General features: G+C 61.6%; 9 protein-coding genes and 1 pseudogene. 4 read left to right on the top strand and 6 right to left on the bottom strand.

From position 1 onward, the window contains the following. Window positions 1-75: 75 nt before the first annotated feature. Window positions 76-741, bottom strand: coding sequence for a transposase (locus AC1DT6_RS39895; RefSeq protein ID WP_477115567.1), 666 nt, complete (start codon window positions 739-741; stop codon window positions 76-78). Window positions 742-751: 10 nt separating this feature from the next. Between AC1DT6_RS39895 and AC1DT6_RS39890 the strand changes: the two genes are divergently transcribed. After that, window positions 752-1,219 (top strand): hypothetical protein, encoded by a 468-nt coding sequence (locus tag AC1DT6_RS39890; RefSeq protein WP_477115566.1) that lies wholly within the window; start codon window positions 752-754, stop codon window positions 1,217-1,219. 376 nt (window positions 1,220-1,595) lie between these two features. Here the strand turns inward: AC1DT6_RS39890 and AC1DT6_RS39885 are convergent, their stop codons facing one another. The 3 genes and pseudogenes from AC1DT6_RS39885 to AC1DT6_RS39875 all read right to left on the bottom strand — a co-directional run. Then, on the bottom strand, window positions 1,596-2,444 hold the full coding sequence (locus tag AC1DT6_RS39885) for a hypothetical protein (protein ID WP_477115565.1): 849 nt from the start codon (window positions 2,442-2,444) through the stop codon (window positions 1,596-1,598). 180 nt (window positions 2,445-2,624) lie between these two features. Next, on the bottom strand, window positions 2,625-2,999 hold the full coding sequence (locus AC1DT6_RS39880) for a PHA-granule associated protein 4 (protein ID WP_477115564.1): 375 nt from the start codon (window positions 2,997-2,999) through the stop codon (window positions 2,625-2,627). A gap of 248 nt (window positions 3,000-3,247) precedes the next feature. After that, a pseudogene (locus tag AC1DT6_RS39875) lies at window positions 3,248-3,349 on the bottom strand (DNA/RNA non-specific endonuclease); the annotation flags it as partial. A gap of 208 nt (window positions 3,350-3,557) precedes the next feature. Here AC1DT6_RS39875 and AC1DT6_RS39870 point away from each other — a divergent pair. From AC1DT6_RS39870 to AC1DT6_RS39860, 3 genes are all read left to right on the top strand, one after another. Beyond that, entirely contained in the window at window positions 3,558-3,881 is a 324-nt protein-coding gene (locus AC1DT6_RS39870) for an H-NS histone family protein (RefSeq protein ID WP_477112215.1), read from the top strand. A 226-nt stretch (window positions 3,882-4,107) separates the two neighbouring features. Further along, window positions 4,108-4,548, top strand: coding sequence for a GNAT family N-acetyltransferase (locus AC1DT6_RS39865; protein WP_477115563.1), 441 nt, complete (start codon window positions 4,108-4,110; stop codon window positions 4,546-4,548). 821 nt (window positions 4,549-5,369) lie between these two features. Further along, window positions 5,370-6,011: a lysophospholipid acyltransferase family protein gene (locus AC1DT6_RS39860; RefSeq protein ID WP_477115562.1), complete on the top strand. Its 642-nt coding sequence runs from the start codon at window positions 5,370-5,372 to the stop codon at window positions 6,009-6,011. A 169-nt stretch (window positions 6,012-6,180) separates the two neighbouring features. Here AC1DT6_RS39860 and AC1DT6_RS39855 read toward each other — a convergent pair whose 3' ends face one another. Together AC1DT6_RS39855 and AC1DT6_RS39850 are read right to left on the bottom strand one after the other, a co-directional pair. Further along, window positions 6,181-6,666 (bottom strand): ProQ/FinO family protein, encoded by a 486-nt coding sequence (locus AC1DT6_RS39855; protein ID WP_477115561.1) that lies wholly within the window; start codon window positions 6,664-6,666, stop codon window positions 6,181-6,183. A 112-nt stretch (window positions 6,667-6,778) separates the two neighbouring features. After that, window positions 6,779-7,164 (bottom strand): tyrosine-type recombinase/integrase (locus tag AC1DT6_RS39850; protein ID WP_477115560.1); only part of this gene is annotated, 386 nt, incomplete at its 5' end.

Below are 7,164 nucleotides of genomic sequence, written 5' to 3'. Positions count from 1 at the left end.
CTAGCGGTACTTTCGCAAAGCAAGGCCCCATCGGCGGCTCTTGGCCCGTAAATCATGACTGAATGGGCTCGGAAGTCATACATGAAATAATATTGGTGCCCACCGCTGCAGTTCGAAGATCTTCACGGCGCGGCGCTGCTCGGACGTGAGCTCCGGCGCCAGCATCGCCGTTGGCCGTCGTCCCGCTGCCCCGGTCTTCGTCTTCACCAGTGTCACCTTGATCTCGGCCAGTCCKTCCATCATCCGGCGCGCCGATGCGTCGGTCCTCAGCGCCATCCGCGCCAAGCTCACGAGCATCAGGCCAAGCACGGTCGCGAAGGTATGCAGACGCAACGATCCATCGGCCCACTGGTGTGACGGTCCCCAGGGAACCACGCCGCCTTTCTTGGCCCTGCGGAACAGCTCCTCGACGTTCCACTGTCCTCGGAAGGCGTGGACGATTCGCCCGGTGCTCCAGTTGTGCCGATCCGTACACAGCACCCGCCTGCCCAGCCGCGTTCTCTCCAGTTCGCGGCGCAACGTGGCATCGACGTGCCAATGCAAGGTCGGTGCCGCTTCGCTTCCGGCGATGGTGGCCACGACAAAGCTCGACAGGTGTTCCCGAGCGAGCGCATTCTTGACCCGCAGCTCCAGCCGGCTGCGCGTGATGCGGCCCTTTTCGATCAACCCATCCAGCGTGCTCAGTTCCACCTTCGCTTTGCCCAGCGCCGCCGCGATCCCGCGCTTCTGGCCCGCCAGCATCGAGTGCCTCGTGCAACTGCGCCAACCCACCCAGGCACGCCGCGAGCACGGTCTGGTCCGAGCCGTTGCCGGGATACGTCCGATACAACAGCGGCACATGCCCGGTCTCGCTGACCAGGACGCCAAGCCCTACGACACGCAGGTCGCGCCTCTTGCTCTTGGCGTGGCCTCGCCGAGCCAGTTCGCCGGGCGTCTGCGTGTCGATGTGGGTATCGAAGTTCGTCGTATCGAACGCGAGCACGTCGGCGGACAACTCGAAGCGAGCCACCGCGGCCTTCGCGATGGCCACCTGAGCCTGCTCCAACTGCTCGTCGGTCACCTGCTGCGCGACGCGATGAAAGGCCTGGCCGGTGAACGCGGACCCCGGCAAACACGACAGCCGCGGCAGACTCGCATCCAGAAAATCACCCAGCTCGCACTTGGGTCCCGGCGCACACGCACGCTGAATCGCCACAGCCACCGCCAGCTCACCCACTGACGGGCCATCCTTGGCGCCAACCCCTGCGCACGCGCGATCAATCTGCCCGACCAAGTCCAGTTGCTCGGCCACCCAGATCAAGGCTCCGACGTCGCCGACCCCGCGCGTGCCCACCGTCTGGGTTGCGCTCAGATCCGCAACTCGCGGCGGCTCGGCCGGTCCCAGTACGACTTGGCGTGCGACGGAGCGGCCCCGCTCCGCGTCCCACACCGACTGCGCGGCAATACGGTAGCGATGGCCGTTGACTTCTCGTTCGAAGATGTGCATGTTCTTTCATGTAGCATCTCGGAGCCAAAGAATCAAGCGAAATCCAGTATCTACGCGGCATTCCGACTTGGTGCCGCCGCGGAACAGCACCGAACTTGCGAAGGTAGGGCTAGCATGGTCGGACGTCCGGCGTTATCGGGCGTCCGACCATGCGAAACTTGCGGCGGGAGATGGACACCCCGACGATCGTTCTGTCCACTTTTTCGGCTAATCTGATGGACACCTCGCAGACAGCTGATCCCAGTATTTTCAAGGCTCCGGCTGATGTCCATTGTTTTTCTCTTGCGCGTAAGGTGGGAAACCACACCAGATCCTCAACGGCACCATCGCCCTCGAAGCGAGAGTCGAACGTCTTGCGCAGCGTAGTCAGACAGGAATCCTTCAGGCGGTGCATCAGTCCGTCAAGCCGGCTTGCCGAAAGCCACGCGAGCTCGGCCAACAGCGGCCAGATGGCTTCCAGTCCGCGCTGGTGATATTGCGCCTCTGCCATCCAGCACAGCGTAGTGGGAATGCGGCGCCACGATGCAATACGTGCGACGGCTTCTTGTGCCGCGACCCAGTCCTCGACCTTGAGCCACAACGGCACTGCATGGGCATCATGCTCGTTGCGGCACAACGGCAAGTGCGCAGCTGCGTGCGCAAGCGCTCGCCAAAACGGCGCTACCCATGCGCTGCCGGCAGCGGCGCCGAACACGCGAGCAGCGGCGGGCATGACCTCGCGGGTTATCTCGCCACGCGCATGTTGCAGCGCATCGTGGTCGCCAAAGCGCTCTGGCCTTTGTTCCCCAAGAGCCCGAGTCAGCGTACCAAGAGCGGGAAGAAGATCGTCGGAAGGATGTTCGCTGAGCAATAGCTGCAACGCACCACGCGCCGCAACTGCATCGCGTCGCTGCAGGGCGTCGGCAACATCGTTGCGTAGCATCACATCGCGGCTGTCAGCAAAGATATCGAGTTGCATCGACTTCAACACCCAGAATAATGTGACCGTTCAAGGCATGAGGAGGGATTCTAATCCATCTGGCAGCTCAGGAGCAGGTGGGGAGTGGCCGCATCAGTGGCGACCAAGCGGAAACCTTGCCAGCGCGGCCGATGGGTGGATGCGCGCTGGAGTAGCCAATGGGATGCCATGGGGAAGGGTTCACTCTGTCCATACCGAATCCACTCCCCGCATCAGGCGCCCGGCGAGAATATAGTCGCCCAGCTTGGATGCCTTTGCCTCGAGGCTCTCCAACTCAGCTGCAGGCAGCTCGGTCAGTTCAAATTGACAATAGAGGTTTCGCTGCCGGAAGGTCGTTTTTGGCCGCATCAGGCCGGCGACCAATGCCGTCGGCGATTTGACCGCGATGTTCTCTTGCCCACGATATTCCACGCGGATCCCTGCCTTCTGGCCGAGCCGACCAAGTTCAATCGCGTCCTGCCAGCCGGCCTCATAGTCCAGTTCCACCACGGTCACGCCTTCCGTCCCCAGGAGTCTTAGTGCCTCCCCTTTGGTGCCAGCTCGTGCTGTCGCCATTGACTTCTCCACTCACATTCTTGGCGCATTGGGGCAACACCCTGTGCTCGCACATTATTGTAATCGCCGGCGGAGCCTCGTGCCCGATAGCCCTTTCCGGCGATTGACATCCGCGGGGACTGTGGAATGTGGCGGCAGATTAGGTGGGCAGGGGGAGAGAGCTGCGATGTCGCCGCTCTGTCAGAACACACTTGATTCAGCTTGATGGATGCCAGCCATGGCAATGGCATTGGGGATATGCCGCCGGTGCCACGGTCATAGCCGGAGCCCTTGTAGGCCTCGAGTTCGGCAAATTCAGCTCGGTGCAGCCACGCATCGGCGAAGAACCTGTTCGTCTGTACCTCATTCTGCACATGGTAGCTCGCACTGAATTCACCCACTCAGCCGCGATCGCGCCTTTCCTGACGGGAAAGAATAGGCCGGGAGGATTTATTCACAGAAGCTGTCTCTGTTCCGGTGTTCCGGCTAAGATCATCCGGGCGGGCTGGATTCACAGCGTTAGTAAAAATATGGCGAAATACTGTAGGATAATCGAACTGTTGATAGACGGAGACCGAAATGGCTACCTACAAACAATTGCTAGCAGAAAAGGAAAAGCTGGAAACGCAGCTCGCCGAGGTTCGTCAAAGCGAGGTCGCTGGAGTTATTGAGAAAATCCAGGCGTTGATGGCAGAGTACGAACTCACCGTCGATGACTTGGCTCCGAAACGACGCCGTGGACGCCCTGCGGCTAGTGACAAGCCGAAGGCTGCGGCGAAGGAGAAGACCTCGTTGCCGCCAAAGTACATGGACCCCAAGACGGGCGCCACCTGGACCGGCCGTGGTCGCGCACCGGCGTGGCTAGGGAAAAATCGCGACAAGTTTCTGATTCCAGAGGCGTGAGCGGGAGCGCTAGCATCCGATTGCCAAGCAGGGTTCCTTGGCCTACGGTGTGGTTGCCAAAGCTGTCTTTTGGCATCGATGGCACGGCATTACCCAGACGTATCTGGGTTTTCCCGCTATCCATTACCTTGGCGGAAGTGTTAGCCTAGAAGCCGCAATCTTTCGACATCGAATTGTTAAGTGTTTTCCGCCTTCGGCTCGCGCATGACACGGGGAGATGCCGGAAATGATGAGAAGTGTGCAGATTCGGGCAGCAGGAAAAGCTGATTGGCCTGCCGTCGTGGATGTTCTCGAATGTTGTGGATTGCCTAACGACGTCGTTGACCAGGCATTGCACTTCTTTCATATCGCTGTATTGGATGAGCGGGTAGTTGGTTGTGCTTGCGCTGAGCAATATGGAGAGACGGTTGTTGTGCGGTCCGTTGGTGTGCTTCAAGAGTACCGTGGTCATCAAATCGCGACGCACCTTGTCGGCAGCATTCTGACGCGCGCTCGCGCGGATGGCTGTACCAAGGCGGTACTCATCACCGCTGGCCGGCTCGGCCTCTCTCATCACTGCGATTTTTCGCTCGCGGAGCCCGAATCCATGCCGGAGGAAGTTCGGCTATCCAAGACGTTCGTGGGAAGATTTGGCGGGGGGAGGACATTCAAGATTTCCATTGGCTAGCTTCGTGCACGACTTGCCGGGAGGAGTCAATCTCTCGCGCAAGTCAGCGCCGATGCTTAGCCAGGAAGCCGCACACTCAAGCGAGATCCACCACGTCGCCAAGCACCACGCGCAAAGCGGGGCCGGCGTCGAAGTCAGCTCGGCTTTGCCCCTGAATATCAGGACCCCAAGTCCGACGCTCGGCGGACGGGCTGCAGTGATTGAGAACGCAGCGGGCGCTGGAGACCGATTCGTCCACTACCAGTCCAGTCTCGCGAGCGCTTGTGTGCGGGGCTTTCTTCTCATGGGCGCCCGAAGCCTGCGCCACGCGAAGTGTCACATCAACGATCCGTTGCTGTTGCCGTCGCGGGTTGCCACCCGCGCCGAAGCACACCTTTCTCGCGTGGCAAACGCGGAGTCCGGTCCGTCCGCCGTAGCGCGCAGAGCGGAGCCGCGAGGGCCGAATGGCAGGGTCACGGATACTTTCACGAACGTGAAAATTTCCCCGGCGTACCGGCAGCGGAGTCCAACGGCACCGCCTCCGCCTCCGCCTCGGCTGGCGCTGCAGTGGTTGGCGTCCAGCCAATCCGGTTAGGACCCGTTGGAATACAATTGAAATCGTGAAACTTGGTGGTACATTTCTGCCACGCTGTGCGATACCTGTCTGCTTAGCATTCTCGCCGTCCCAGCCAGCTTTCATGCTCCCCCCACCGTACCCAACTGCTACCTTGCGCTAGGCCCGCGCCAGCTTCCTGAATGCGATTCCTTGCGGCTTCTCCTGCGCACGTTCTTGCCCAAGCCAACGCAGCGTGCACCAGGCGCCAGTACCTCCAATACACACTATGAACAACTCCAAATTCCACTCAGGTTCCCGGAATCCGCCACTCTTCCTTCGTGTACTAAAGCGCCTGATGTCGGTCGTTGGCAAGGTGACAGTGGCCGGAGCCGAGCATCTTGGCGGCCCGGTCGGCAAAGTCATCGTATGCAATCACGTGGGCTGGATGGATCCACTATGGATCGGCTACGCGATCCTGCCACGCACTCTGCATCAGATGGCCAAGAAGGAGCTCTTCGACAATCCGATTAGCAGTTGGTTTGTCCGTTCTGGTGGCGGGTTCCCGGTCGAGCGAGGACGCCCCTCGGCCTCCAGTATCAAGCACGCTGTTTCACTCGTTGAGCAGGGTAATCTGGTTCTGGTTTTTCCTGGGGGGACGCGCAGCAGCGACAATGTCGATGCAAAACGAGGCGCAGCGACAATCGCGGGGCGGGCCAAAGGCCAAATCGTCCCGGCGCATTACGATGGCCCTGATCGATTCCGCTTGGCCCACCTGCTGCGCAGGCCAGTTATCCGCATCACCTTTGGTGCTCCACTTGTGACGCCCGAAGGCACACCCGTCGGCAAGGCAGCAGCGCTGCAGCTAACGGCCGAGCTCGATGGAGCGATGAAGGCTCTCGCTTCCGGTCCTACGGGTGCGCGCGCCTAATTAGTGGGCGCCGTTAGAGCGGAAATAGTGATCGCTCAACGGCGACTGCCTTGCGTCGAACGCGGCGCTCCGCGAGCGTTCCTCATCGTGCCGACGCAGGCATGCGATGCGAGGTCGCGCTTCGTCGGCGCACGACGCCGCGCCGCCGGCGCGACATCCCCATCACGGATCAGTTGGGCTTCGGCGCCGTCACGGGTCGAGATTGCGCGCGCGCCGCACGATGGGCTTGCAGTCTCTGCGCACGGTTCGCATCGGCCTTTGAAACGTGTCCCGCCTCCTGCCCCGCCAGATCCACGCGCGGGGCACCTTCCACCAGGCAGGTCCAGTAGCGGGTGCCGCGGCACCAGGTCCGGATCGTGTCGCGCAATACCGGCTCCGTCAGGCCAAGTGCCTGCGCGTGCGGGACGAGGTCCTCGAAGATGCCGATCTTGAGCGGTACCTTAGGCGAAGGATTCTTCGGAAATGTTTGCGTGAAGCGCTTTTGCAGCTTCACGATGGCCTGCAGCACCGGATCGACGGGCTTTGCGGGCTCATTGACGGGCTTAGTCGGGCGGGCCGAAGCCTTTGGGGGTGCGCGACGCGTCTTGGCCCGTGGCGCGGCCTTGGCTTGCTTTGCCAGTTGTTCCTTCAATGCCGCCAGTTGTTCGAAGCCCATCGCGCCCAGCCATAAAAAACGGTAAGCGATTGTAGCAGTCCCTCGCGATTCGCTTTGTCGCCCACGCCGCGGCATTGACCACAGCAGGTATGCTGGCCAGGGTGTGCGCGCGTCACCCTTCGCGCGTCCACCCGATCCGGTGGCGTTCCTGCGTGGCCTCATGACGGGCATCGTCCTCCGTGTGCAGGTAAGCGCTGGTGGTAGAAATCGATGCGTGCCCGAAATTGTCCCTCACAAAGCGCAGGTCCACCTGCTGGTCGGTCATGTGCGACCCCGCGGTATGGCGCAGCCAGTGCGCCGACGCGCTGGCCAGCACCGCGGCTCGACTTTCCCACTCGGGGCCGCGTGAGCGCAGGCGCGCGGCGGCCATCCCGAACACCTCCTTCAGCACCAGATGCAGCGCGCCGCGTGACAAGGGTTTTTCCTTGCCGATGATCGGCAGCACGATGGGGCGCGCCTCACCAGGATGCGGTGCCGGCGGCAGGCCGTACGCCTCGC

This window comes from Cupriavidus sp. 01L45 (assembly GCF_056399885.1).
This window is presented reverse-complemented; position numbering and strand designations above follow the sequence as displayed.

Excerpts from the sequence above, each read along its gene's own strand:
- AC1DT6_RS39885 (WP_477115565.1), bottom strand. The coding sequence starts at position 2,444 with ATGCAACTCGATATCTTTGCTGACAGCCGCGATGTGATGCTACGCAAC.
- AC1DT6_RS39880 (WP_477115564.1), bottom strand. The coding sequence starts at position 2,999 with ATGGCGACAGCACGAGCTGGCACCAAAGGGGAGGCACTAAGACTCCTG.
- AC1DT6_RS39870 (WP_477112215.1), top strand. The coding sequence starts at position 3,558 with ATGGCTACCTACAAACAATTGCTAGCAGAAAAGGAAAAGCTGGAAACG.
- AC1DT6_RS39865 (WP_477115563.1), top strand. The coding sequence starts at position 4,108 with ATGATGAGAAGTGTGCAGATTCGGGCAGCAGGAAAAGCTGATTGGCCT.
- AC1DT6_RS39860 (WP_477115562.1), top strand. The coding sequence starts at position 5,370 with ATGAACAACTCCAAATTCCACTCAGGTTCCCGGAATCCGCCACTCTTC.
- AC1DT6_RS39855 (WP_477115561.1), bottom strand. The coding sequence starts at position 6,666 with ATGGGCTTCGAACAACTGGCGGCATTGAAGGAACAACTGGCAAAGCAA.